This window comes from Tropicimonas sp. IMCC34043, from assembly GCF_003390845.1.
Classification (GTDB): Bacteria; Pseudomonadota; Alphaproteobacteria; order Rhodobacterales; family Rhodobacteraceae; genus Tropicimonas.
The window spans coordinates 19,302-43,790 of sequence record NZ_QMEK01000002.1 but is presented as its reverse complement, the minus strand read 5'-3'; the positions used below and the strand labels follow the sequence as shown (position 1 = coordinate 43,790).

General features: G+C 68.2%; 17 protein-coding genes. 4 read left to right on the top strand and 13 right to left on the bottom strand.

Features of this window, described 5'->3' with window-relative positions; translation table 11 throughout:
* Positions 1-45 precede the first annotated feature (45 nt).
* The 4 genes from DQG17_RS10000 to DQG17_RS09985 are packed head-to-tail and all read left to right on the top strand — an operon-like array spanning position 46 to position 4,652.
* A complete protein-coding gene (locus DQG17_RS10000; RefSeq protein ID WP_116132707.1) occupies positions 46-993 on the top strand; it encodes an ABC transporter permease in 948 nt (315 codons plus the stop codon).
* Positions 990-2,918, top strand: coding sequence for a dipeptide/oligopeptide/nickel ABC transporter permease/ATP-binding protein (locus DQG17_RS09995; RefSeq protein ID WP_116132706.1), 1,929 nt, complete (start codon positions 990-992; stop codon positions 2,916-2,918). Before DQG17_RS10000 ends, DQG17_RS09995 begins: the two co-directional genes overlap by 4 nt.
* Complete coding sequence (locus tag DQG17_RS09990; RefSeq protein ID WP_116132705.1) at positions 2,915-3,886, top strand: ABC transporter ATP-binding protein; 972 nt, start codon at positions 2,915-2,917, stop codon at positions 3,884-3,886. Before DQG17_RS09995 ends, DQG17_RS09990 begins: the two co-directional genes overlap by 4 nt.
* Before the next feature lie 55 nt (positions 3,887-3,941).
* Positions 3,942-4,652 (top strand): FCD domain-containing protein, encoded by a 711-nt coding sequence (locus tag DQG17_RS09985; RefSeq protein ID WP_232829400.1) that lies wholly within the window; start codon positions 3,942-3,944, stop codon positions 4,650-4,652.
* A 93-nt stretch (positions 4,653-4,745) separates the two neighbouring features.
* Here the strand turns inward: DQG17_RS09985 and DQG17_RS09980 are convergent, their stop codons facing one another.
* The 13 genes from DQG17_RS09980 to DQG17_RS09920 form a co-directional block, all read right to left on the bottom strand.
* A complete protein-coding gene (locus DQG17_RS09980) occupies positions 4,746-5,906 on the bottom strand; it encodes an osmoprotectant NAGGN system M42 family peptidase (RefSeq protein WP_232829399.1) in 1,161 nt (386 codons plus the stop codon).
* 187 nt (positions 5,907-6,093) lie between these two features.
* Entirely contained in the window at positions 6,094-6,432 is a 339-nt protein-coding gene (locus tag DQG17_RS09975; RefSeq protein ID WP_157973573.1) for a hypothetical protein, read from the bottom strand.
* A 12-nt stretch (positions 6,433-6,444) separates the two neighbouring features.
* Positions 6,445-9,675 carry a DUF6519 domain-containing protein gene (locus DQG17_RS09970; RefSeq protein WP_116132702.1) on the bottom strand — a complete coding sequence of 1,077 codons (3,231 nt, stop codon included), beginning with the start codon at positions 9,673-9,675 and terminating at the stop codon, positions 6,445-6,447.
* Positions 9,676-9,703: 28 nt separating this feature from the next.
* Positions 9,704-11,983, bottom strand: a complete 2,280-nt coding sequence (locus tag DQG17_RS09965) for a hypothetical protein (protein WP_116132701.1) — start codon at positions 11,981-11,983, stop codon at positions 9,704-9,706.
* A gap of 1 nt (position 11,984) precedes the next feature.
* A complete protein-coding gene (locus DQG17_RS09960; protein ID WP_116132700.1) occupies positions 11,985-15,473 on the bottom strand; it encodes a hypothetical protein in 3,489 nt (1,162 codons plus the stop codon).
* A 3-nt stretch (positions 15,474-15,476) separates the two neighbouring features.
* A complete protein-coding gene (locus DQG17_RS09955) occupies positions 15,477-18,113 on the bottom strand; it encodes a hypothetical protein (RefSeq protein WP_116132699.1) in 2,637 nt (878 codons plus the stop codon).
* 3 nt (positions 18,114-18,116) lie between these two features.
* Entirely contained in the window at positions 18,117-18,494 is a 378-nt protein-coding gene (locus DQG17_RS09950; protein WP_116132698.1) for a GPW/gp25 family protein, read from the bottom strand.
* Positions 18,494-18,781 carry a hypothetical protein gene (locus DQG17_RS09945; RefSeq protein ID WP_116132697.1) on the bottom strand — a complete coding sequence of 96 codons (288 nt, stop codon included), beginning with the start codon at positions 18,779-18,781 and terminating at the stop codon, positions 18,494-18,496. The genes DQG17_RS09950 and DQG17_RS09945 overlap by 1 nt, the downstream gene beginning before the upstream one ends.
* A 4-nt stretch (positions 18,782-18,785) precedes the next feature.
* The gene (locus DQG17_RS09940; RefSeq protein ID WP_116132696.1) at positions 18,786-19,487 is read right to left on the bottom strand and encodes a phage baseplate assembly protein V; all 702 of its coding nucleotides are present in this window, start codon (positions 19,485-19,487) and stop codon (positions 18,786-18,788) included.
* Between the two features lie 14 nt (positions 19,488-19,501).
* The gene (locus DQG17_RS09935; protein WP_116132695.1) at positions 19,502-20,635 is read right to left on the bottom strand and encodes a hypothetical protein; all 1,134 of its coding nucleotides are present in this window, start codon (positions 20,633-20,635) and stop codon (positions 19,502-19,504) included.
* A 13-nt stretch (positions 20,636-20,648) separates the two neighbouring features.
* The gene (locus DQG17_RS09930; protein WP_116132694.1) at positions 20,649-20,939 is read right to left on the bottom strand and encodes a hypothetical protein; all 291 of its coding nucleotides are present in this window, start codon (positions 20,937-20,939) and stop codon (positions 20,649-20,651) included.
* A 144-nt stretch (positions 20,940-21,083) separates the two neighbouring features.
* Positions 21,084-21,704, bottom strand: coding sequence for a hypothetical protein (locus DQG17_RS09925; protein ID WP_116132693.1), 621 nt, complete (start codon positions 21,702-21,704; stop codon positions 21,084-21,086).
* A 142-nt stretch (positions 21,705-21,846) separates the two neighbouring features.
* Complete coding sequence (locus DQG17_RS09920; RefSeq protein WP_116132692.1) at positions 21,847-24,489, bottom strand: DUF4157 domain-containing protein; 2,643 nt, start codon at positions 24,487-24,489, stop codon at positions 21,847-21,849.

Here is a 24,489-nt window from a genome sequence, read left to right as displayed (position 1 = left end):
CCCGCGCCGGCCCCGCCCCATGAACGACCGAGCGGAGAGCCAGGCATGGGCGCCTATATCCTGAAGCGATTGCTTGCCGCGATCCCGGTGATCCTGGGAATCACGGTGATTGTCTTCGCGATCATATCGCTGATCCCGGGCGATCCGGCGACCGCAATCCTCGGGAGCTATGCGACGCCCGAAAACGTCGAAAAGCTGAACCGCGACCTCGGGCTCGACAAGCCCCTGGTGCAGCAATACTTCATCTGGCTCGGCAACATGCTGCAGGGCGATTTCGGGCGTTCGTTCTCGCTCAACCGGCCCGTCTTCGACGAGGTGATGGAGCGGTTCGGCGCGACGCTGATCCTCGCCGGAACCGCGCTGGTGCTGTGTTCGATCCTTGGTGTCATCGCGGGCGTCGTTTCGGCCGCGCGCCAGTACGGCTTTGCCGACAAGGCGATCACCTTCGTGGTGCTGATCGGGATCTCGATCCCCTCGTTCTTCCTTGGCATGATGATGATCCTGTTCTTTGCCGTGCGGCTGCGTCTGCTGCCGGTTTCGGGGATGTATGCGATCTATGGCGGCGGCGACCTGCCCGACCTGATCCGCCACCTGATCATGCCGGCGACAGCGCTCGCCGTTGTCGCGACAGGCGTCGTGGCACGGCTGTCGCGCTCCGCCATGCTGGAGGTGCTGCGGCAGGATTTCATCCGCACCGCACGCGCCAAGGGCGTTGGCGAGGGACGGGTGATCTGGGCCCATGCGCTGAAGGCGGCGATGGTTTCGATCATCCCGGTGATCGGTGTGCAGGCCGGGTTCGTGCTGTCGGGCGCGGTCTATATCGAGACGGTGTTCCAGTGGCCCGGTGTCGGGCGGATGCTGGTCAACGCGATCCTGACCCGCGACATCCTGCTGGTGCAGGGCGGCGTGGTGATTGTGGCCGCCTGCTATGTGCTGTTCAATCTGGCCGTCGATGTCGCCCAAAGCCTGCTGGACCCGAGGGTAAAGACATGACCGCCGCCGTATCCACCGCTCCGACCCGGAAGGCGGCCAGCGGGACCTTTCTGAAGCTCTTTGCCCGCAACCGTCTGGCGGCGGCGGGCGGCATGATCCTGATTGCGGTCGTGCTGATCGCCCTGCTGGCCCCGGTCCTGCCGTTGCAGGACCCCTATGCCCAGGATCTGGCGCAGAAGTTCCAGCGTCCGTTCTCGCCCGGCCATCTGCTTGGCACCGATCATCTGGGCCGCGACATTCTTTCCAGGCTGATCTGGGGCACAAGGCTCAGCCTTGTCGTCGGCGTCGTCGCCTCGTTCGGCGCGGCGTTCTTCGGATCGGTCATCGGCATTGCCGCCGGCTATTTCGGCGGCCGCGTCGACAACTGGCTGATGCGCGCGATCGACATGCTGATGGCGTTTCCCTACATCCTGCTGGCGCTCGCCATTGTCGCCGCGCTTGGCCCCGGTCTGGTCAATGCGCTGATCGCGGTATCTGTCGTCAACATCCCCTTCTTTGCCCGCAACATCCGCGGCGTCACCGTAAGCCTTGCCCACAAGGAATTCGTCGATGCCGCGCGGCTGACCGGCCAGACCGATCTGGGCATCATGGTGTCCGAGATCCTGCCGAACGTCCTGCCGGTGATCGTGATCGCCATGTCGACCACGGTCGGCTGGATGATCCTTGAGACCGCGGGCCTGTCGTTTCTTGGCCTCGGCTCGCAACCGCCGGTGGCGGACCTCGGCTCGATGCTGGGCGAGGGGCGCAATGCGCTGATCACCGATCCCCATGCCTCGATCGTGCCGGGCCTGATGATCTTTGTCATCGTGATGAGCGTGAACCTTGTCGGCGACGGCATCCGCGATGCGCTCGACCCGCGGCTGCGGTCGGGCGCACTGACCCGGCCGATGGCACGAACCGTCGTCGACCGCGAGGCCGTGCCGCCCGCGCCCGAGGTTCCCGCACTGCTCGACGTGCAGGATCTGCGCACCGAATTTCGCGTCGGCAAGCGCACGCTTCATGCGCTGTCGGGCGTCACGCTGCAGGTGCGGGCGGGCGAATGCGTGGGTCTGATCGGCGAGTCGGGCTCCGGCAAGTCGGTTACGGCGCTGTCTGTCATGGGGCTTGTCGCCTCGCCGCCCGGCGTGATCGCGGGGGGGACCGTCCGCTATGCAGGGCAGGAGATCCTGGGGGCGCCCTTCGCCAGGCTGCGGGATCTGCGCGGCGACCGGATTTCGTACATCTTTCAGGATCCATTGGCGACGCTGCATCCGCTCTACACCATAGGCGACCAGATCGTCGAAGCGATCTGTGCCCATCACCCGGTGCCGAAAGCCGAGGCGCGCAAGCGGGCGCTCGATCTGCTCGAGTCGGTGCGGATGCCCAATGCCGCCAGCCGGATCGACAATTACCCGCACCAGATGTCCGGCGGCATGCGCCAGCGGGTCGGCATCGCCATGGCGCTCGTGAACGACCCCGACCTGATCATTGCCGACGAGCCGACAACCGCGCTCGACGTTACGGTGCAGGCGCAGATCCTGTCGCTGCTCGACGACCTGCGGCGCGAACGCAATGTGGCCATCCTGTTCATCACCCACGATTTCGGCGTCGTCGCCCAGCTTTGCGACCGCATTGCGGTGATGTACGCCGGCCGCATTGTCGAAACCGGACCGACCGGGGCGATCCTGTCGGACCCCGCGCATCCCTATACCCGCCGCTTGATCGCCTGCGTGCCGGAACTCGGCGGCGGCCGGCGCGAGCTGCACGCGATCCCCGGCCTGCCGCCGGCGGTTGACGATCTGCCGCCCGGATGCGCCTTTGCGCCCCGCTGTGACAAGGCGCAACCGGCCTGCCGCGGGGGCGAGATCGCGCTTGACGGCTTTGGCGAGACCCGCGCGGTGCGCTGCCTGTTCCCCGAAAACGCGGATGCGGAGGCGCGGGCATGACGGCGACACTGCGGATCGAAGGGCTCGACAAGCGGTTCGGCGGCGGGCGCAGCCTGTTCGGCTTTGGCAGGGAAAAGCCCGCGGTCCATGCCGTGCAGGACGCAAGCCTCGAGGTGTCGCGCGGCCAGACGCTGGGCATCGTCGGGGAATCGGGCTGTGGCAAGTCCACGCTGGCGCGGATGATCGTCGGGCTTTTGCCGCCTTCGGCCGGGGTGATCGAGATCGAGGGCACGAATTATGCCGATCAGGCGGGCAAGGACCCGGCGGCCTTCGGGCGGGTGATCCAGTATGTCTTTCAGGATCCGATCAGTTCGCTCAACCCGCGCAAGACCATCCGCAAGATCCTCGAGGCGCCGCTGAAGCTGTTGCACGGGATGCCGGCCGACAGGCGGGCCACGCGCATCGACGAGATCCTCGATGCCGTGAACCTGCGGCGCGAGTTCCTCGACCGCTATCCGCATGAATTCTCGGGCGGGCAGGCGCAGCGGATCGGGATCGCACGCGCGCTGGCCGCGGCCCCGCGCATTCTGGTTCTGGACGAACCCGTTTCGGCGCTCGACGTCTCGGTGCAGGCACAGGTGCTGAACCTGCTGGCGCGGCTGAAGGACGAGTTCGACCTGACCTATCTGTTCATCAGCCACGATCTGGCGGTGGTCGAGGCGGTGGCCGACCGGGTTGCGGTGATGTATTTCGGCCGGATCGTGGAACTGGCCGCGGCGCAGGACATCTTTGCGCGGCCGCGCCACCATTATACCGCGCTGCTCGCGCGCAGCGCGCCCACGGTTGGACGGCCGCTTGGCGCGCCCGAAGGGGCCGATGCCGAACTGCCCGATCCGCTGAATCCGCCCCCCGGCTGCGCCTTTGCCCGGCGCTGTCCGGCCGCCACAGAGATTTGCCGAAACCTTCAACCGCCGCTGGAGGACGATGGAGGAGGACACTTCGCCGCCTGCCACAACCCTGCCCGCTGATCCGCCGCGGATGAGCCGGCCGCAGCGCGCGGCCGCCGCCATCAAGGACTGGGTGGTGGAACGAGGTATGCGCCCCGGCGACCGCCTGCCGGGCGAGGCCGAGTTGATGGCGCATTTCGGCATGGCCAAGGGCACGATCCGCGAGGCGCTGAGGGTGCTCGAGGCGCAGGGGCTGATCCGCACCCGCACCGGCCCGGGCGGCGGCGCCTTTGTCAACGAGGTGAGCGAGGCGCGGGCGCGGGCGCTTCTGGGAAACTATTTCTATTTCAAAGAGATAGGGATCACCGATATCTATGAGCTGCGCCGGGTGCTGGAACCCGTGCTGGCCCATGACCTAGCTGGCCGGTTGAGCGCAGACCAGATCGCGGCTTTGGAAGATGTGATGCAGGTCTATCAGGAGCGGCCCGACACCATCGAGATCGCCGAGCGCCAGCGCTTTGCCGAGCTCGATTTTCACGCGCTTCTGGCCTCGTTCTCGCCCAATCCGTTGCTGGGATTCCAGTGCCGGTTCCTGATCGGATTGCTGAAGGAACTGACGATCTGCCGCCGGATCTATCGCCGTCCGATCCCCGGATTCCGGACAGTCGGCCGGGATTATCAATCGCGGCTGATCGAGGCGCTGAAGGCGGGCGACGGCGGGGCCGCGCGGGCGATCATGCGGGCGCACATGCTGGCCGCGCAGAAGGTGATGGAGGAACAGGAGGCCGTGGTGCTGCGCCAGTTCCTGAGCGATGCCGAACCGGGGGCTGTCGGCCGGCCGGGGTAGGCCCCGGTTCCTGAAGCCTGCGGGGCCGGTTGCCCGGCCCCTTGTTGGTGCCAATCGCCGCTGACGCAGACCCGACTGGCCAGCTCCGCCCCGTCACGTCCGTCGGGACGAGGCCGGTGCCGCAGAGCTTGCCGGATCGGTCGGCTGGCGGGTGAAGCCCTCGAGATCGCCGGTCTCGCGTTCGTCGCGCGTGATCTCGACCGTGCTCAGGGCATAGGCGGTCAGCAGTTCGGCCAGCGAGCGCAGGGCATGCATGTGGATGCGTTCATAGCCGTGACTTGCATCGACCCCGAAGGTCGCCAGCGCGGTGCGCACATCTGCCCCCGCCTCGATCGCCGAGGCGCTGTCGGAGCGGTAATAGCGGAACACATCCTTGCGCATCCGGATATCGTTCTCGTGGCACAATTCGGCCAGCTTGCGCGTCAGGTGATAATCGAACGGCCCGCTCATGTCGGCCATCGACAGCGTCACGCCGAATTCCGACGAGTTCTGCCCGGGCGCCGAGGTGCCGTTGTCGACTGCGACCATCGAGGCGATCTCGGGGACAAGGATCGCCGCTGCGCCATGGCCGACCTCCTCGGCAATGGTGAACAGCCAATAGACATCGACCGGCGGTTCGGGCGCGTCGAGCAGCGCGCGCAGCGCGGCCAGCATCAAAGCGACGCCCGCCTTGTTGTCGAGGTGGCGCGAAACGATATAGCCGCTTTCGGTGAACTCGGGCAGCGGATCGATCGCCACGATGTCACCGATCTCGATGCCGAGCGCATCGAGCTGTTCGACCGATCCCGCGCGCGCATCGACCCGCAGTTCGACATAGTCCCAGCCGATGGGCAGTTCGTCGACCCCGTCGCCATAGGTGTGACCCGATGCCTTGAGCGGCAGGATCGTGCCGCGATAGGCGCCCTTGCCGCTGAAGATCGTGGTGCGCGCGCCTTCGGCGAAACGCGCCGACCAGGTGCCGATCGGCACCAGTTCGAGCCGGCCGTTGGGTTTCAGCGACTTGACCTGCGCGCCGAGCGTATCGACATGCGAAACAATCGCCCTGGCGCCGGCGCGCTGCGCGCCGGGCAGGCGCGCCCGGATCGCGCCGCGCCGCGTCAGGTCATAGCTGACCCCAAGCGCGTCGAGTTCGGTGCAGACGTGGCGCACGATATTGTCGGTAAAGCCTGTCGGGCTCGGGATCTCCAGCAGCGCCGCAAGGGTTTGCTGCAGGTATTGAACATCTATGTCGACACGGATTCCATCGGCTGACACGGCGGGCTCCCCTTTTACTCGAATGCTTGCGACCGGCCGGTCCAATCTGACCGCACCGGTTCCTCCACCCCGGCCTAGACGGTCATGCAGCAGTCCTTCAAGGGGCTGGCGGCAGGAATTTCGGGAAGCGTGCCGCGGAGGGAGTCCGCACCGCACACAGCGGTGCGCCCCTGCGCGCGTCTGGCGCTCAGCCTTTGGTCTTCTTCGTGATCGTGGTCGCCGCCTTGCGTTTCTCGGGGGCCGGGGTGGCCGAGCCTGCCTGCCGGCGGGTCAGGTCGAAATCGCTCCGGCGGTCCAGTTCGGTCAGTTCGCGGCGATGCAGCGCAATTTCGGCATCGATCCGGGCGGTGGTGTCCTTCTTCTGCCGCTCCAGCCGGTCGATGGCGGCGCGCAAGGATGTGGCGCGGGTGGCACGCAGCGTTTCGGCGGACTTGACGTCTTCGGCGTCGGCACGCTGGGATTGCAGGACCTCCTGCAGTTTCTCCATGCGCTTGATCTGTACCGCGATCATTTCCTGTGGGGTCATGCTGCGCCTCCGCTATTGCACGAGATTGTGGATACCGTCGCTGGACGGTGTGAAGGGTGTATAGTTGAGCGCCGGTCCGCTGCAGGTATTGCCGAAGAACGGGCCGGTCATGCCGTTGAAGTCGAACGAGGGGAAACCGGGGCTGGTCGCCTTGACCTGATTTCCACCAACGCTGGCCCGCCGCCCTGTCAGTACGACTGTCGCGGAGCTCTTGTCGCCCGCACCGCTGAGGTGAAGGCAGTGGTTGTTCGAGAACATCACGTCTTCATAGCGGATGCTCAGCGTGTCGGTCAGATCGAAGGCGCCCAGTTCCACCAGCGCACTGGCGCCGGCACCGGCGAACTTGTTGCCGAGGATCTGTGCCGGATACCCGAAGACGAACTCGAACTCGCCAAAGTTGACGCTGTATTCGACGATCCCCAGCAGCCACAGCGCCCGATCCTCGCGCGCGGGATCGAGCCCGAAGACATCCGAATAGGTCACGAGGTTACTTTCGATCCGGGCCTGCAGCACCAGCAGCCCGAAGATGCCGAAGGCGCGCGGCCCGCCGAACTCTCCGCCCTCGTCGATGCCGGTGTCGGTGACCTCGTTCGATGCGACGTGCCATTCTCCGACCACCAGCAGCGCGCCGATGCCGATGGCCAGCGGCAGGCCGCTGCCGGCGCCGACGATCTGATTGCCGCTGAACTCGGTGCGTCCCAGAAGTTGCGCGCCGAACAGCCCGCCGAGCGTTGCCGCCCCGACGCGGTTGTTGCGCAGGCTCGCCCGCAGATCCGAGATGACGGCCGCGCCAAGCCGGCAGCCGATCATGTCGTTGCCCTCGATCAGCGTGTTCCGGCCGTCCGAGCCAAGGATCCCCACGTCGGCCGTGGCGATCCGGTTGCGTTCGACCCGCAGCAGCGGCGCCTCGACCGCGATGATGCCGATGGTCGCGGATGCGGGGCGGCAGAGGATCGAATTGCCGCTGACGACAGTGGCCGAAGCGCCGAAGGCGGCGATGCCGGACAGCTCGCCCGCGATCTGGTTTTCGCTGACTACGTTCCCGTTGGCGACGAGCTTTGTGTCCTCCTCGCCGGCATGGCCGATCTGGATGCCGATCCCGGCGCTCTGCTCGCGCCCGGCCGAGCCGATCATGTTGTGGCTGACGATCGATCCCGACCCGGTCGCCCGGATCGCGATGCCGCGCGCCCCAAGTAGGAACACGTTGTTGCCGGTGACAAGGGTGAAATCGGCGGCCGCGTCGATGCCGATCTCGGCGTCGGTCCCCTCGCGTTGCAGCGTGCCGACCAGGATAATGTTGTCGGAAACACTGCTGCTGGCGGCGTCCGAATAGGGCGCCTCGAACGGCGCGTCGTTGATGACGATGCCCTGGAAGGCGCCGAAGATCACATTGTCCTCGATCCGGCAGGCCGAGGATGTGCCGGCAATCCAGATGCCGGTCGCCGCGCCGACGGTGTCCCCGTCGATCCCAAACAGCATCGTATTGTCCTCGATCACCGGGAAGGTGCACAGCCCGTTGAAGACGACGCCGAAGTCCGTGTCGATGATGGTATTGCCCGAGATCCGCGCATAATCGACCCGGGTCAGCAGCATGGCGATGCCCCCGAAGGTGCCGGGGAAGGGCGAAAAGCGGCAGTCCGTTATGCCCAGATCCTCGGCGCCGCCTGCGATCAGGATTGCGCCCCCCGCGACGTCCGAGACCCGGCCGACGAACTCGACCATCTCGATCCGTATCCCCGAGGCGGCGGTTCCCAACGACAGGAGCGGGGCCGCGCCTTGCAGGATCGCGCCGGGGCTTTCGCCGTGCAGATGCACGTTGGCACGGTTCAGATCGATCGTGCCCGGCACCGGGTGCACCCCGGCCTTGAGGCAGACGCAGCCGCCCTGCGGCGGCAGCGCGTCGATGGCGGCCTGGATGCTCTCGCCCGGATGCACGACCATGGTGCAGCAGCTCTCACCTGCCTCGGGCTGGCCGGGGCGGCAATCGGTCAGCACCGCGTTGGCGCCGCCAAGGCCCACGGCCGCGGCAAGCTGGACATGGTGGCGCACGATCCCGCGCGGCGCGGCATCGGTCAGCTCCTCGATGCTGGCGGTCGCGGTGCGGGCCCAGAACAGCCAGTAGTCGCCCCGGCGGAACGCGCCGCCCGCCGGATCGGTCGAGAAGCTCAGCTCGATCCCGGCACCGTCGAGCGCAATGGGTCCCGCGGCGGTCGCAATCAGCCCGTCGCCGTCGATCGTGGGATCGGTCGCGGCCGACTGGTCCCACTTCTGCAGCCGCGTGTGGCGCAACGCCAGCGCCGCCGCATCGGCCCCGAAGGGCCGGCCAAGACCGGTGATGTCGCGGTCGAGCGTGATCGTGCCATCGGCCTCGTCGATATCGACGACGCGCGCCATCTCGCCCGGTTCGTCCATCCATTCGCGGTGATCGTCGGTCACGGTCACCCAGTCGCCGGGGAAAAACCGCATCACCGGATCGCGGCCGATCCGCGGAACGCCAAGCAGGCTTTGCGGCCCGGCGGCGGCCAGCCGTTCGACCGGCACCTGGATCGAGCCGTTGTCGCGCGACCACTTGAACCGCGCGGTGCCAAGCGGCCCGCCATCATGGACCTCGACCCGGTAGAGCCGGTTTTCAAGCCCGCGATAGCCCGAGACGGGGGGCAGGATGCAGGGATCGTCGGGGGCGGGCGGGGCGACGGCCCGGGTGGTCAGCCGCCCGGCCGAGGGCGGCGGGCCGACATCGATCCCGCATTGCGCCGCCTCGACCTCCTCTGCGAACAACTGGACGATGGTGCGCCGCCGCGTCGTGGTGTCGACGCCGCCAAGGGCGGGGTCGAGCAGCGATGGCGCCTCGACCCAGGTCAGTTCCTCCTCCCAGACCGTCAGATAGACCGCGGCGTCGCCTGCGGGCAGGGGGGGCGGGTCGGGCAGGAACGGCTGACCGAGATAGCTGAAGCTTTCGCCCTCGAACACCTCGGCCATCAGCCCGTCGACATAGATCCGTCCCGGTGTGACCACCAGATCGGTCGGACCGCCGGCCAGCGTGATCAGGAAGGCGTCCGGGTTGGTCAGGTACGGGATGCCGGGGTTGCCCATCGCGTCGAGCGACAGCTTGTCGACCCGTTCCCGGAGGATGTCGACCAGTTCGTTGAAGTCGGAATCCAGCAGGACGCGGCCTTGCTGGAGCAGCAGCGCCGAATAACGCTTCAGCGCATCGTGGGTCATCCGCGAATAGTCGCCGCTCATGTCTCGCTCCCTTTTCCGCCTGCCGAGGTCAGGTCACAAAGATGATGCCCGGATCCAGTCCGAACGGCAGGTATTCTTCCAGTTTCCGTCTCAGGTTCGCTTCCCGCTGCGGCTGTTTCAGGTGGCACCAGGCCCCCATTTCCGATCCGTCCTCGGCGCCCTGCGCGATCTCTGCGGGTCCGGTCAGCGCAAGCTGCAGATAGCCCGGATCGCCATAGGCCTCGGAGGTGTAGTCGGGCCGCATCTGCACCCGGACGCGGGCGCGGATCGCGTCGCGTTCGGCGGCGCTCAACGGGCCCGACGCGGCCTCGGCGCGCGCGATCTCGGCCCTCTCGGCCAACCCCGGCTGGCAGCGATAGCGTCGCGGCGTGCGCGAGACCGGCGCGACATAGGAAAACCGGATGCAGCCGGTCTGCTGGCGTTCGACCTCGACCACGCCGTCAAAGATCACCTCGGTCGCCATGTCGATCTGCCGCGCCAAAACCTCACCGCGCAGGGTGGTGCGTTCCAGATGCAGCGCCGGGCCGGGACTGGCCGCGGCGGGGCCGAGGCCACGGATTGCGGGCGTGCCGCCGCCGTCGATGATGCTGTCGAGCGCGAATATCCCCTCGGCCGTCGCAGGCACCCGGATCTGGCCGGTGATCGAGAACGCCATCTCGATCCGCAACTCGGTATTGGCGGGGGCGCCGGCCAGTTGTGCCGCGGCGCGGATCGAGGGCGGCGGCGGGCTGGGCGCCGGGGCCGGTGCGTCGGGGTCGGGCAGGGCGATGCTGCCCCCCGGCACCAGCGTCGAATGGATCAGCCTGAGACGGCCGAGCGAACCCGGGATATCGACGGTGCTTTCGATCAGGAGCCCGCCGAGGGTCAGGGTGAAATCGGGGTTTGCCCCCTGAATGCGGATCGGCTGGTCGGGCCGCAGATGCGGGCGGAACCCGTCTTCGGCCTCGATTGCCAGAAACCGCCCCGCGGCGCCGTCGATGTTGAGCGTGATCGCATCGGCATAGGTCCGGTTGTCGCGGATCCGGATGATCGCGTTGCGCCGCCCGTCGGCGACCCATTGCGCCAGCGCCGCCGCGAGCGTCGGATGGGTGCCCGGGTCGCCGGTTGCGTCGACGAACAGCCGGTCGGCCACGACCGTGTCCGCCATCAGCCACGCCGTGCGCTGATAGCTGCCAGAGCCAAGCTCGCCCGGCCAGCCCATGTGATACCAGACCTCGACCGCACCCGCAGGCACCCGGTTGTCGCCAAGCGCGATCCGGCCGCGCGCGATGTCGATGGCGACCTCGTTCGGGCCAGGCTGCGCCCAGGGGTCGAGCCTGCGGCAGCGGATGTCGTCGGGCGGCACCGCGGCGCCATCGACCGCGATGAAGAAGCTCGCCTCGGGGTGCGGCGGCAACCCGCCCATGCCGGCGGGGGCGCCATAGAAGGCGGTCAGCCCGGGGCGCGGCAGAGGCCGCGCGAAATAGTCGGTCAGGTCCTGAAAGAACCGCGCGGGCCGGATCGGTTGCGGTACATGCAGCTCGGTCGCAAGGCCGGTCTCGTCGCCCTCGCGCCGCAGCCGCGAGAACATCGGCGCGTCATTGCCGAGAACCGAGGCATGGAACCGGAAGTCGGCCGGCCCCGCCACCCGGCGTGCCGTGATCTGCGGCAGTTCCAGCGCCCGCAGCCGCCACAGGAAGAAGCCGATGTTAGGGATGTTCTCCCACCCCTCGAACTGCGACGGCGGGCGCACGTCGATCGTGCGGCAGGTCTGGTCGAACGGCCCGTCGATCCGGTCCATCCGCTCGACCGACCGCAGGTCGGGGGTGGCCAGCGCCTGCATCCGCAGCCGGTTGCGCACCCATTGCGCCCAGACCAGCCGTTCGAAGAACTCGACCGCATGGGCGGCCCAGCCGGTCACGTCGCGCGCCAGTTCCTCGAGCATCGGCAGGGTGCTTTTGCGGCGGCGGTAATAGACCGTCTTCAGCGTGTCGGTGCGGCTGCGCAGGCCCACGGGCGGGACGAAGGACGGGCCTTCGAGGTCGGCAAACAGCGCCTCGGCGGTCGCGGCATCCTGCACGCGGGCATCGCTCGACAGCGGCGTGGTGCCGACCAGCGCGCCGATATAGGGGATCGCCCAGGGCTCGCAGGTCTCGACAAAGGCGTTGCGGCCAAGCTGTTCGATATCGGCCTCGAGCGCATCGACCTGGCCTTCCATGATCGAGAGCAGCGCGCGCAGCGGAAATCCCGCCTCGGCGTCGCGTTCGCGAAGGACCGCGGGCAGCAGGTTGAAGAGCTTGTCTTCGGTCTGGCTGGTATAGGCTGCCATCTCAGAGCTCCTCCACCACGGTCAGGGAAATGTCGCCTGCCGGATCCTCGATGAAGGCCTGTTCGGCGGGCAGAACGGCAGGCACGGGTCCGGGCAGATAGGCGCGGGCCTGATAGCGGTCGATCTCGGACGGGGTCGCGGGCAGCGGGCGCGCGGCAAACAGCCGGATATGCGGCTGAACCGGGTCGCTGGTCACCGACCGCAGGCTGCGCTCGGCTGCGGTCAGATCGGCGTGGTCCTTCAGATGCAGCAGGTTCACGTCGACGGCCCGCACCCCCGCCACCCCCTGCAATATCGCGAAGATGTCCGAAAGGTGGACCGCCGCACCGATCCCGCGGGTGTCAAAGCCAAAGGCCGCCTCGAGTGCTGCGCGCCCGCCCGCCATCACGTCCTCGGCCCGCCAGGCCGGATCGCGCAGCAGTGCCGCCGCAATCACGATTGGCACCCGCACCATCCCGGCGATCATCAGCGGCCGGTTCGGGTCGCGGCTGGCACCGAGCTGGGCATGGATCAGCCGCAGCGTCTCGGCCGGGATCGGTGCGCCGCCGGGGCCTGCAACGGTCAGATGGGCGGTCCGCTCCATCCGGTTCCAGACCCAGGTGACATGGGCGCGCGCCGCCAGCCCCGAGGCGGTGGCAAGCGCCGCGAAATCCTGCAGCGAGACGATGCGGCCGAAGGTCCGGACCCGGTTTGGCGCAGCCCTGCGGGCATCGTCCGCGATTTCGCCCGCCGCCCCGCCGCTGGTGGCAAAGGGGTTGGCGACCGTCTTCATGCCGACGGGCTTTTCCAGCGGGATCGAAAGCTGGCCTGCACGCAGGTTGCCCGCGGGTCCGGCCCCGAGCCGCCGGGTCAGCCGCAGGTTCAGCGCGCCGGTCGGAAACCGCGCGCCCGCCCGCGCCCCGTCGCCGCCGCGAACGGCCGGATTGGCATCGTCGGGCAGGCTCAGGGTATAGGCGCGGTCCTTGCTGCTGCGGCCGTATAGGCTTGCCACCTCCTTCCATAGAACGCCATCGACCCGCAGTTCGACCTGCGGTTGCGGCCGTGTGCTGGTGGGCAGGGGCAGATGGCTGATCTCGCCCGGCGGCACGGCAAAGACCTGCCAGGCGCGGCCGGCATCGCCGTTGCCGATTGCCTCTTCGCGCTGGGTCTCGCCGTGACTTGCGTCAGCGATATTGCCCTGCACCGTCAGCGGACCCGCGGTGCGCGGCAAGGGCGGCGTGACGGCAAGGTTCAGGTGATCGACCGGGCCCCCTGGAACGGCCGCAACCGGCAGGGTGGCTGTCACCTCGGCCCGGTGCAACAGGCCCCTGCCGGAGATCAGCAGCTTGCGTCCGGGTTTCAGTGCGCCAAGTCCCTCGGGGTCGTCCGCCGCCTCGCCGTTTCGCAACGGCAGGGTCAGGAAGCCGCCCTCGGTCGCCGGGGGATAGTCGAAGCTGCGAAAATCGATGTCATCGCCGATCTCGAACAGGCGGGCCTCGCGCCGGTCAGGGATCGCGCTGAAACCATCGCCGTGCCGGACCCAGTCGGGCATTGGCGGGAACAGCACGCGGGTCGCGATGCTGCCGTCCTGATGGCGCGCCGCGGCAGCGACCACGAAGGGCCCCGAGGCCATCGAGGGGTCGCTGGCGATGGCGCCGCCGACATCGGCCCAGGGGCTGACGGTTTCGCCGATGCGCCACAGCCAGGCAAGCCGGTCCTGCGAGGTGCGCACGCTGACCGCCGTCCAGTCCGGCGCCCCGGCGGTGGCCGAGGGATCGCCCGCCACATCGCCGCCAAGGTTGCGCGGGGCCTGCCATCCCGCCCCGGTGCGGCGGAACAGCACCAGCCCGCCGTCGCGGTCTCGGGCAAAAACGTCGATCCGGCCACCGCCGCTGGTCACGGCGGCGGGGGTGCCGTCGATGCGCCCGCCGATCCGCTCCCAATCCTGCCAAACGGCGCCGTCGAAGCCGCGCATCCACAGCGCGTCGTCGAGCCCGCGGACGAAGACTGCAAGACTGCCGCCGCCGGGGGCGACGGCTGTCGGGGCCGACATCAGCACCCCGCCCAGATCGGCCGGCGCCACAGGTCCGCCCGTGGTGTCGAACATCCAGAGCCGCAGGTCCGCACCGCGCACGAAGACCCGCACCTGACCGCCGGGCAGAACGACCGGCACGGGCGCGCCGTCGATCAACCCGCCGAAATCGGCCCAGGCGGACCAGCCGCCACCGCTCCAGACCGCCTTGCGCAGCCGCGTCGCGGCATCTCGCAGATACAGGTGGAATGTCGTGCCGACCTCGGCCGTCGCGATATCCGAGGCGGCGAAGAACGGCGTGGCATGCACCGGGGCCAGCGGCTGCGGCGCGGCGATGTCGCCCAGCCACACGGGGTGGCCGCCGCCATTGCGGGCAAGGACGACGGTCGACAGGCCGACGACCGCCAGGGTCGGGCGCCCGGTGATGGTCTGGCGCACCCTGACGTGGGTCACGGTCTCGGCGGTCTGGCCAATCACCGCCTGCGCCGTCGATGTCGCGACAACCCGTGCGGTCTGCAGCCGCGGCACGACGCCTGCGCCAGCGTCAAGCAACAGATGCGCCCCGGTGTCGAGGTCCTCGATCCTGCCCGACAGCGGATAATCGACCGTGCCGGCGGCGAAGTTTCCGGCGACCGGCTGGCTGGTCCAGCGGTTCTGCGGCGCAATCGTCGGGTCGGTGCGATAGACGTTTTCGTGGCTCGGCGCTGTGTGACCGAAGAAGTTCAGCCGCCGCGCGACCGGGACGGCGCGGACAAAGCGGGGATGGAAATTCGTCGCCTGCACCGCCGGTGTCCAGCTCAGATAGGTGCCGCCCGCGTTGGTCTCGACCGGCCCGAGCGTCTTCTCCTCGGTCACATCGCGGCCGAAGATCACGATCCGGGCGCCGGATTTGAGGTTTGGATCGGCCACGACCGGCGCGCGGCGGCTGTTGCCGGCCAGCGCGTTCACGGCGCGGGTCAGCCCGAACGCAGGCGCCGCGTTGAGCCGACCTGTGCCGCGGATCTCCTCCAGCGTCTCGAAGACCTGCGCGGTCTCGTCCGGGCCCGGCACGCTCATCACCTTCAGTCCGCGCCAGAGCCGCGTCGCCTTGCCGTCCTCGATCTCGAACGCCAGCAGCCCGGTTGCCGACAGCGACGGCCGCGGCACATACCCGAGCAGCGCCACAAGCTGTTCGACCGACGCCTTGTGCAGCGCCTGCCCGAGGTAAAGCTCGTTGGCGATCCGTTCGTTGTAAAAGCTCAGCACATCGCCGAGGGCCGCGCACAATTCGATCAGCGTCACGCCATGATCGTCGCTTTCCCGGGTCAGGAAGCCGATCAGTTCGGGGGAACGGTGGATCTGTTGCAGCATCGCCTGACGGAAGGTCGCGAAACTGCCGATGCGATAGGCGATCTGCGACAGGCCGGGGCGGTTGAAGATGACCGCGGGCGCCGGGATCACTGGACCGGTGCAGCAGGCACAGAAACGGGGATCGGCCATGGCTCAGACGCCTCCCATCGCGGTCAGGCGCAGAACGCCGTTTTCGGGAAAGTTCGGGTCGTTGTCGAGCCGGGCGATCTCGAATTCTCCCAGCGCGATCCGGCCGCGCGCCAGCTCGTCGCCCGCCACCTCCCAGTAGCGTTTGAACAACGTGACCTCGGCCGAGGTCACGCCCTCGACGGCCTCGAGCGCGGCATAGAGACGGGAAAGATAGATATCCTCGCCGAAATCGAGGTCGGGAAGGTGGAAGAAGCCGTGGTCGCCGCCGGGCAGGATCCGGTTCGACAGCGCGTCGGCGACGGCCTTCAGCACCTGACCCCGGTAATGCCCGCGGCAGACGCAGACCTTGATGTCGATCTCGAGCGGGACATATTGCGCCGCCCGGACCGTCAGGTCGGTCCCGGCCAGCTTGAACCTTGTCAGATGCGAGCGCATCCGGGCGGCGAACTCGTCCGACAGGCGCACCCCGCCGCCGGGCAGGCGGACGAGGTTGCCGGTGTCCCTCGGGTGGATCGCGACGAAGACGCAATGCCAGCTTCCGATCCAGCGGATCCGCGCCTTGGCGGCGGCGACGCCCGGGTGGCGCAGCGCCATCTCTTGCCAGTCGGCGGCGGTGACGGCGCGGAACTGGATCGCCTGCACCTCCTCGGGGGCCAGTGCGCGCGCCGCGGCGATGGTCTCGGGGTCGGTTCCGCCGCGGGCGGGCAGCGGTTGGCGGACCTGCGCGATCTCGGCAAAGACGACGTTGGCGGTCGGATCGCCGGGGTCGAGCGAGACCGGCCCCACCGCGGCGCCGGGATCGGCCCAAAACCCCAGATCGGGGGCCACGGCATGGACCAGCGCGCCGGACGAAAGGTTGCCCGCCCGTCCCCCGCCAACGCGGTAGAAGGCGGTGACCGAGGCGATGTTGCGTGGCGCCCGCCCATGGGTGTCGTCGCCGAACCGCAGGGTGGTCTCGCCCGCCTCGTCGGTCTCGGCGACGAAGTGGCGGTCATAGGCGCCGCTGTCGCCCAGATGCGGCACCGGGGTCCAGAACCGGCGCGCGCCGCCGGTCTGGACGGTGCGCAGGTAGACGGCGGGTGCTGCCGCACGCGGCGGCGCGTCCAGGTCGTGGCGCCCGTCGACCGGGCGCCCGTCGGCCGAAAGCTGCGGGTCGAAGGGGCCGGCATGGCGGGTCAGCCCCGCATCGGGCAAGTCGGTCGTGGCGAGCGGCCAGCGCCCGGTGCCGGGGGCAATCGTCAGCCCCTCGCGGCGCAGGGTGCGGCCGTGATCGGCCGGGGCGACGTTGCCGCGAAGGATGGTGACATTGCGGATCAGCCCGGCCTCGGCGGTCTCGTTCGAGACACAGAAGGGCCGGGTCAGCGCATCCTCGACCCGCCAGGTGACGCGCTGCAGCGGCATCGGCGCCTCGGCGGCCGGGTTCTGCCGTGCGGTCAGCTCCCCCAGGGTCAGCGTATCGGTAAAGACGGGATCGGTGGTGTCGAGCGGGTCGCCCGCGATCCGCACCACCGCCCGCCGGGTCGGATCGGCATCGGCCGCGGCGCCGGTGACCGGGCTTTGCACCTCTTCCAGCAGCAGATAGTCGCCATCCGCGAAGGCAGGGCGATAGATCTGATCGCCGTCAATCCCGTAGAGCCAGGCCTGCCGCGTGCCGGTGCCAAGGCAGCAATCGGTATCGCCGAAGGTGTGGACATAGAGCAGGTTGTGCGCAGCGTCGGTGCGGATCAACGCCGTGGTTTCGAACACCGTCGCGCCTTCGAGCGCCGGATCCGTGTCGAAATCGGCGGTCGCGGGCAGCACCACCCCCGGTGGCTGGGTCATCCCGATCAGGGGGGTTGCGATCCGCGTCACCAGCCTGGCGCCCGCCGGCACCACCCGCGGCGCCGGGTCAGGCGCCGGGGTCAGGTCGAACTGCACGAAACAGGCCGCGTTTCGCCCGTCGTGCATCGGATAGTCGATCAGCCGCGTGTGCCGCTGCATCGAGATCCGGTGCAAACAGGTCTCGAAAAAGCTCTCGGTCGCGGGGCCCGCATCCTGCAGATAGGACAGGTAATCGCCGACATAGGCCAGCATCTCGACCAGCGCGATCGAGAAGTCGGCCGGCAGCCGCTCCTTCCAGTCGGGATTGCGCTGCGCGACGAGGTCGAGGAACAGCCGCCGGAAGCTTTGATAATCCTTGGCCAGATAATCGAGGTCGGGTTCATCGAACAGATCGGGCGGACAGTTCGCGGGCACCCGGCAGTCGAATTCGGTCGGGCAGCCGGCCTTGAAGCCAAAGCGCGCCTGCGAGCGTTCGGGGTCGAGCCCCGGATGGTCGAAGGCCAGAACATAGGTCGAGAAATCGCCCTCGCGGTCGGCAAAGACCCGCAGCCGCAGCGGATCGCCCGGATCGGGTTCGACCGACAGCACCCGCAGTCCGACGATCCGCACCCCGCCAAGGATCTGCGCGTCGCCGGCCAGCAGCGGTGGCGGCGGTTTCAGGAACGTCGCCTCCAGCCGGAACTGGCGGCCGGCGGGCGCGGCCTCGTCACGGAAATATTCGACGAAATCGAGCCCGTTCAGAGGATGCGCGGGGTCGAGCAGCACCGCGCCGCGCCGCTCGTCCTCGCACCAGAGTTCGCCAGTGGCGTTCAGAACCATGGCTCAGCCCCCCACCTGACGTTCGAATACGTCGCTGCGCCGCTCGGCCTCGCCGCGCCGCATATAGACGACGGTCACGGTCAGCTGGCTGTCCACCGCCTCGACCGTCACGGATTCGACCGAAATCACGCTGTCGAGCCAGCGCAGCAGCGCCCCGTGGACCATCTGTTCGGTGGTCGCAACCAACGCGTCAGACAGCCCCTCGAACACCAGATCCTTGATCGGCGTGCCGAAATCGGGCCGGTTCAGCCGCTCGCCCGGGGCAGTGAACAGAACCTGTTCGATCAGGTCGCGCACATGATCCCCCGCCCCGGTCAGCCGCGACCGGCCGCGGGGATCGAAGCCGAAGGGATAATCGAGCTGGCGGTCGAGCGCAGGCATCACAGTTGATCCGCGTTGATGGTGACGTGATGGTTGGTGCCGTCATAGCTGACGACGAAGGCATCGGGGTTTTCGGCCAGATGGCGCACCACGCCCCGCGCGATGGCGATCATGAACCGGCGGCGGTCCCGCACCTCGCGGTCGTTCGCGTCGCCCGGCAGTTGCGGCAGCCCGTCGAGCGCCAGCAGCGCGTTCAGCTCCTCTTCGATCAGATCGGCCATCGAATTGGCGAACTGGCTCATGTCGTTGGGGGTAATGGTCAGGTTGCCGGGTCTCAGATGCGCCATCGGATCACTCCAGAAACACCTTGGTTGAAATCAGCGACGGCGTCGGAAACGGCATCGGGGCGACCGGGGGCGCGGGGGTCACCGGCAATACGCCAATCGCCATCTCGCCCGGATGGACGTGCACATTGAACATGGTCACGATCTGGGCGAGGTATTGCAGCAAGGCGTCGCCAAAGACGCCCGGATGCGCCGCGCTGCCGCTGCCGACCTGAACGATTGCCCCGTCGTGAACCACCCGCGCCAGCCCCTTGACCGTCACAGTTCCGGTCAGGGCCGAAATCTCGACCCGGTTCTCGCCCGTCCCGTCCGAGATCGTGATGGTCTGGCTTGTGTCGTCCATAACGGTCGTCAGCCCGAAGTCGGATCGCCAGATCTTCTTGGTCTGATCGCCGATGGGCCCGGCCGGCGGCGGCATCGGCGCCTCGCCCGCCCCCCAGTAGCAGCCGGTCCAGATCGGGCGCGAGACGTCCCCGCCCTCGAATTCGATCCAGACGCCAGACCCCGGCAACGGCAGCGAGAAGAACCCGGCGCCGACCCCGGCATAGGGCACGCAGGGGTCGGCCCAGCCGGTCGGGATCTCGCCCAGAACCTCGGGGACCATGGCCTGCAGACGGCCGCGCATCTCGGGGTCGGTCGAATTGGTGACCACGCCCTTGTGCTTGCCATAGACCTTTTCCCTGATATGTCCCGTTGTTCCGTCCGGCATCGCGTGTTCCTTTCTCAGGCGACGGCGAGGGGGTCGATGAAGACCTCCGCGCCGGTCAGTCCGACGGCGTTGCGCCACAGCCCGACCGTCTGCTTGTATCCATCGCGCGAGATCTGGTGGCTCACGCTTTCGACGTAGTAGATCCCGCTGTGCTGACGCCCCGCCCCGCGCACCAGCACGGGAACCCCGGCAAACAGCGGCCGGTTCAGCTTCAGCCCGTCGACAACGGCAGTGGCGCGAATGCAACGCGCGCTTTCGGTGGCCCGCTGCATCGCCTGATATTGTGCCTCGGCCGGGCTGGCCGCGTCAGTGTCATAGATCCGTTCGACCCGGGGCGGGATCACCCGGTTCAGCGCCGGTTCCATCCCCATCGGCATCTCGGCCGCGACCGGCGCGATGACCGGGATCGGCACCCGCGAGCGGGGTTCCGATTTCAGCCCGAACACGGCCGCAGGTGCCAGCATGTCGTTCGAGACGTTGAAACTGTCGAGGTTGGTCTGGCTGCCGAAGTCGATCGACAACACCGCCTGCGGCGGCAGCGGAGGCAGCAGCGGCGGGTGGAAATGCCCGATGGACTGACCGCTGATCGGCTCGGGCTGAACGTAAAGGCTGAAGCCGTTGCGCCCTGCCAGTTGCCGCAGGAATCCCGCGTCGTGGCCACGCTGGGTCGTCGTCGTGTCAAGCATCGTGCGCAGCGGCGGTGCCGGCATCACCAGCGGGATCATGCCATAGCGGCCAAAGATCGCCGCGGCGATCTGGTCGTCGGACATGTTGGGCCAGGTGAAGGGCTGATCGATATGGGCCATGATGGTGCCAAGCGCGTCCATCGCCACCACCTCATAGGTCGAGGCGCCGGGCTGGTTGGCGACTGCAAGCTGACCGTCGGCAACGAAGCCGCTGAGGATTGCCAGCGGCACGCCGGGCCCGGCCGAGATCCGCACCGTGATCGGCACGAGCGGGCGGAACAGCTCGATGGCCAGCGCGTCGAAATCTCCGAAGGCATTGCGCGACAGGTCGAAATGCAGCCGGCAGATCGCGGCGCGGCTGGTCGATGTCTCGACCTCGATCTCGCGCAGCGCATGAAACCACGGCGGTGGCAGCGGCGCGAAGGCAACCTGGACCGAGAAATATGTCGGAACGATCTTCATGCCCGCGCGTCCCTCATGTCTGCCCCACGTCGGGGCCGGGCACGCCGATGGTCTTGCCCGGCGCCTCGGTCAGCTCGGCCGGGCGCTGGACCCGGTTCGCGTCGCAGAGCATCCAGAACAGTTCGGGATCGCCAAGTGTGCGCCAGGCGACAAGGTCGGGCCGGTCGCCGGGCCGGACATTGGTGCCGAGCGGCGCCGGCGTCTCGGGAATGATCCGCCGCCTTTTGTAGCGGACGATGCGGCCGTCCGGCCGTTGCCATTCGGCATCGGCGACCGAGCCATAGCGCGATCCACGAAAGAACATGGCGTCTCCCTCCCGGGGCGAGGGACCGAAGTTTCGGACCCGTCACCCGCTGTCTCGCCCGGGGCTCCCTCCCCGTGGCGCGCCCGGCCTCCCCGCCGCGCGCGTCTTCTTGTTCGGTGCCGCGCCTGCGCGGCCGGCACGTCGTCAGATCGGCAGCAGCCCCTGAATGCCGGTGCGGTTGCCGAAGGTGTTCATGGCCGCCATCACCTCTTTCTGGGTGAAGGCCGACATATAGACCCAATAGCCCGGGTTCGTGATGTCGAGGTCGCGATAGCTCTGGACCCGGGCCGAGATCTCGACCTGAACCCGGATCGGGTTGAGGCTTTGATCGAAGGCCTGTTCGCGCAGCGACAGGCTTTCGATCTGCACCGGCAGCACCCGTCGCGGCCCCCAGACCAGCAGCACCATTGGCGCCTGCTCGCCCTGGATGAACGCCGAGCCGGCCAGCGCCATCGCTTCGTTGGCGATCACCAGCGGATAGGCCGGATAGAGCAGCCCTTCGAGTGCCGCAATCACCGGATGCAGGCCGTTCTGCACCGTCACCGCGTTCTGGTCCGGCTGCGCCAGCTGGTCGGCCGCGTCGATATCGACGGTGAAGCTGATCGTTTCCTCGGGCGGGCCGTCCACCCGGTTCGCGTCACCACGTCCGCCGCCCCCGCTGCCGCGGAGCCGAAGCTGGCGTTGAACCTCATCCGGATTATACTGGTACACTATGATTGTCGGCACCAGCTCGGGCAGCTGATAGGCGACAAGCCCGCCCTTCATGACCCTGGGCGACCTGGGAAACGCTGAAACCACAACATTCACCCCCTTATTTCGTCTTCGCGCCTTGGGGGCACGCAGTGTCTGTCAAATCTATCAGATTGCCGGCTATCTGACCACGCTTGCGACGGCTTAGTCGGCATCTTCACTCGGCCACCTCGACGACCCGGCCGCTGCCGGGCACAATGAACTCCTCCATATCATGGATCAGCCCTTTCGGGATCTCGAGCTGATCGTCGGCATAGGTCACGTCGACAAGCCGCGGCTGGCGCCCGCCGATGGCCCCTGTGCCACCCTCGGGGACAGCACCGCTCCGCGCCGAGCGCACCCAGCCCTCCTCGACTTCGAAAGCCACGATGCGAGAGCCGGGCTCGCGCTTTGCCAGGAACTCGCTTGCACGCTCCCGCGAGCCGAAGTTGAAGTGGATGGTGGCGCCGCGCCGCAGCCTGACGTTGCCGTCCGCGTCGATAATGACCCGGCTTCGGCTGCCGCCGCCCTCCACCCGGAATACCACCCGGTTCCCCGACCTGCTTCGGGTCAGCTCTCGCGAAAGGCGCGGCAGATCCTGTTGCTGAAGCTCGGCTGCATTGAGCCCGATCCGCACCATCGGCTGTTCGGCGGTCAGGGTTTCGAATGCCCGATCCACATCCTCGGGGCCGGGCAGGTCGGCTGTGGCCGAGCGTCGGCCCGAGGCGTATTCGTCGGCCTCTGCATGCAGTGCCTGGGATTGGCGGCGAAGTTCGCTGGCCTGCGCGCGCGCACGCTGCGCGCCCGAGGGCCGCGTGGATTCGATGCGCGCGGCGTTTTCCTCGAACACGCTCGCCCGGGATTCGAGGTCGGCCGCCTGTTCGCGCAAGGCTGCCGCGCGTTGCCGCTGATGCATTGTCGGCCGGGCGCCGCGACCGCCACCGGTCGAGGTTGGCGTTCGGGCCGGGGGAGAGGTTGCATTCGACGCCGCGCGGCGTGGCGGCGGGGTTGTCGCCTCGCCTTCGGCTGCGGTCGCAGCAACGCCGCCGCCCCGCCGTGTCGCTACCGGGACGTCTTCCAGCGCCGGCTCTGAAATCACCTGCAGCCGCAGCGCCCGCGGGTTGGTCTGCTGGCGCGCCGGCAGCGGCCGGGCGCGGACGTTGTAACGCCGCGGCGATCCCCCACCGGACGAGATGTTTGCCTTCAGGATCCAGACCTCCATCAGGATCTGCGCCGCCGCCACCGGATCGGTGGCAATCGTTTCGAGCAGGCCCACGACGTCGCCCTCGACCGAAATGACCGTGCCTACGGCGAACAGGCCAATCTCGTTCACGGCGATGGCATTCTGCAGATAGAAGACCCAGGCCGACTGGCTGGCCGCCCGCAGGGCGCCCGAGGCGAGCGCAAGTTCGCCGCCTGCAAACGTGATCGCCTGTTGTCCACCCGCGACAAGAGCCGCCGCCGCGCCGGTCTCGACCAGGATGAAGCCACCGGCCACAAGCACCGCCAGCGCCGCGGTGACGCCCAAGGTCGCCGCCAGAACATCGCGCTGCAATGTTGCGGCCTGAAAGGCTGCATCGACATTGGCGCGCGATATCGAACGCAGGTAGGGGTTGCGGATCATGTGGCTCCGGTCCCGGAATGTGTGCCGGGTGTGGGCCGGGAACAGGGCATGCAGCAGCCCCGGGCTGTTGTTCTGCAAGATTTCCATGTCGCGTCGCCATTGCGCGTCAGCCGCAGCCTGCTCTCGGTTGAATGCCGCAGTCTGCTGTTCGCGCACGCGCTTTTCGGTCCGCCGAAACACATAGTCGAGTGCGCGTGTGTAAAGCTCGGGATCGTTATCGCGTGCCCATGCGAGGTATTCCTGCTCATAGGTGTGCCGGCTGGCCTCGTTGTTCCAACTGGTGTGGGTATCCACGTATTCGAGGTCATGGCCGGACCAGGCGGCATAGGCGCCGGTGGCGAACGCGGGCATGTTGGGGTCAGGCACCGGTGCCGGTGCCGGTGCTAGTGTCGATGTCGATGTCGATGTCGATGCGGCACGTGCCGGTGCCGCAGGGCTGCTTTGAAGGGCGGGGTTGGGACGGGCGGCAATCTCGGCCTCGACTGTCGCGATGTTCATCGTGATCCCGTCGTTGTCGGCGCTCGAACTGTTCGGAACATAGGCCTCGCGCAGAAAATTCAGCAATGCGCCCAGTTCCAGAAGGTTGAGCGGGCGCAGGTCGTCCGCCGTCAGCGACTGGCGCATCGCGTCGGCATAGATGTCGCGCCGCATCTCGGCGCCGCCCTGCACCACATGCGCAAGCTCGTGGGCGATCAGGCGCCGCCCGTCCTTGGTCTCGGGGGCGAATTCTCCGGGGGCAAAGGCGATGTGGCGGCCAAGCGCGAAGGCGCGCGCGTTGATCCCTCTGGCGGCAGCGCCCGAGGCCGGATCGTCGTGGATGCGTACTGCGGACAGATCCTGACCGAACCGCGGTTCGAAATAGCCGCGCAGGCCTGCGGGCAGCGGTCGGCCGCCGCCGCCGACCTGTGCCGCCGCCGCGCCGGCGCCGCCGGCGGTCGCGGGGCCGGCCCGGCTCAGCATCAGGGTCTCGACCTCGTCTTCGGCGCAATCGGGGCAGGGCTTGCCGCCGCTCGCGCAGGCAGCGCATTGGCGGTGGATCGCGCCGTTGTCGATGGCGGTGTTCGGGGCCGATGCCCTTTCGCCGCGCAGGATCGCGTCGGCGATCCGGTCGGCCTCGCGTTCTGCCGCGCAATCGGGCGGGGCGATCCTGACGGAGGGGGCCGCAGTTGCTGCGGTGCTTTGCGCGGCCTGTGCCAT

What these genes read in the sequence shown, in the direction of transcription:
- DQG17_RS09970 (WP_116132702.1), bottom strand. Translation starts at nt 9,675, where the DNA reads ATGAGCGGCGACTATTCGCGGATGACCCACGATGCGCTGAAGCGTTAT.
- DQG17_RS09995 (WP_116132706.1), top strand. Translation starts at nt 990, where the DNA reads ATGACCGCCGCCGTATCCACCGCTCCGACCCGGAAGGCGGCCAGCGGG.
- DQG17_RS09950 (WP_116132698.1), bottom strand. Translation starts at nt 18,494, where the DNA reads ATGCCTGCGCTCGACCGCCAGCTCGATTATCCCTTCGGCTTCGATCCC.
- DQG17_RS09945 (WP_116132697.1), bottom strand. Translation starts at nt 18,781, where the DNA reads ATGGCGCATCTGAGACCCGGCAACCTGACCATTACCCCCAACGACATG.
- DQG17_RS09955 (WP_116132699.1), bottom strand. Translation starts at nt 18,113, where the DNA reads ATGGTTCTGAACGCCACTGGCGAACTCTGGTGCGAGGACGAGCGGCGC.
- DQG17_RS09975 (WP_157973573.1), bottom strand. Translation starts at nt 6,432, where the DNA reads ATGACCCCACAGGAAATGATCGCGGTACAGATCAAGCGCATGGAGAAA.
- DQG17_RS09960 (WP_116132700.1), bottom strand. Translation starts at nt 15,473, where the DNA reads ATGGCCGATCCCCGTTTCTGTGCCTGCTGCACCGGTCCAGTGATCCCG.
- DQG17_RS09940 (WP_116132696.1), bottom strand. Translation starts at nt 19,487, where the DNA reads ATGCCGGACGGAACAACGGGACATATCAGGGAAAAGGTCTATGGCAAG.
- DQG17_RS09965 (WP_116132701.1), bottom strand. Translation starts at nt 11,983, where the DNA reads ATGGCAGCCTATACCAGCCAGACCGAAGACAAGCTCTTCAACCTGCTG.
- DQG17_RS09930 (WP_116132694.1), bottom strand. Translation starts at nt 20,939, where the DNA reads ATGTTCTTTCGTGGATCGCGCTATGGCTCGGTCGCCGATGCCGAATGG.
- DQG17_RS09925 (WP_116132693.1), bottom strand. Translation starts at nt 21,704, where the DNA reads ATGAAGGGCGGGCTTGTCGCCTATCAGCTGCCCGAGCTGGTGCCGACA.
- DQG17_RS10000 (WP_116132707.1), top strand. Translation starts at nt 46, where the DNA reads ATGGGCGCCTATATCCTGAAGCGATTGCTTGCCGCGATCCCGGTGATC.
- DQG17_RS09990 (WP_116132705.1), top strand. Translation starts at nt 2,915, where the DNA reads ATGACGGCGACACTGCGGATCGAAGGGCTCGACAAGCGGTTCGGCGGC.
- DQG17_RS09920 (WP_116132692.1), bottom strand. Translation starts at nt 24,489, where the DNA reads ATGGCACAGGCCGCGCAAAGCACCGCAGCAACTGCGGCCCCCTCCGTC.
- DQG17_RS09935 (WP_116132695.1), bottom strand. Translation starts at nt 20,635, where the DNA reads ATGAAGATCGTTCCGACATATTTCTCGGTCCAGGTTGCCTTCGCGCCG.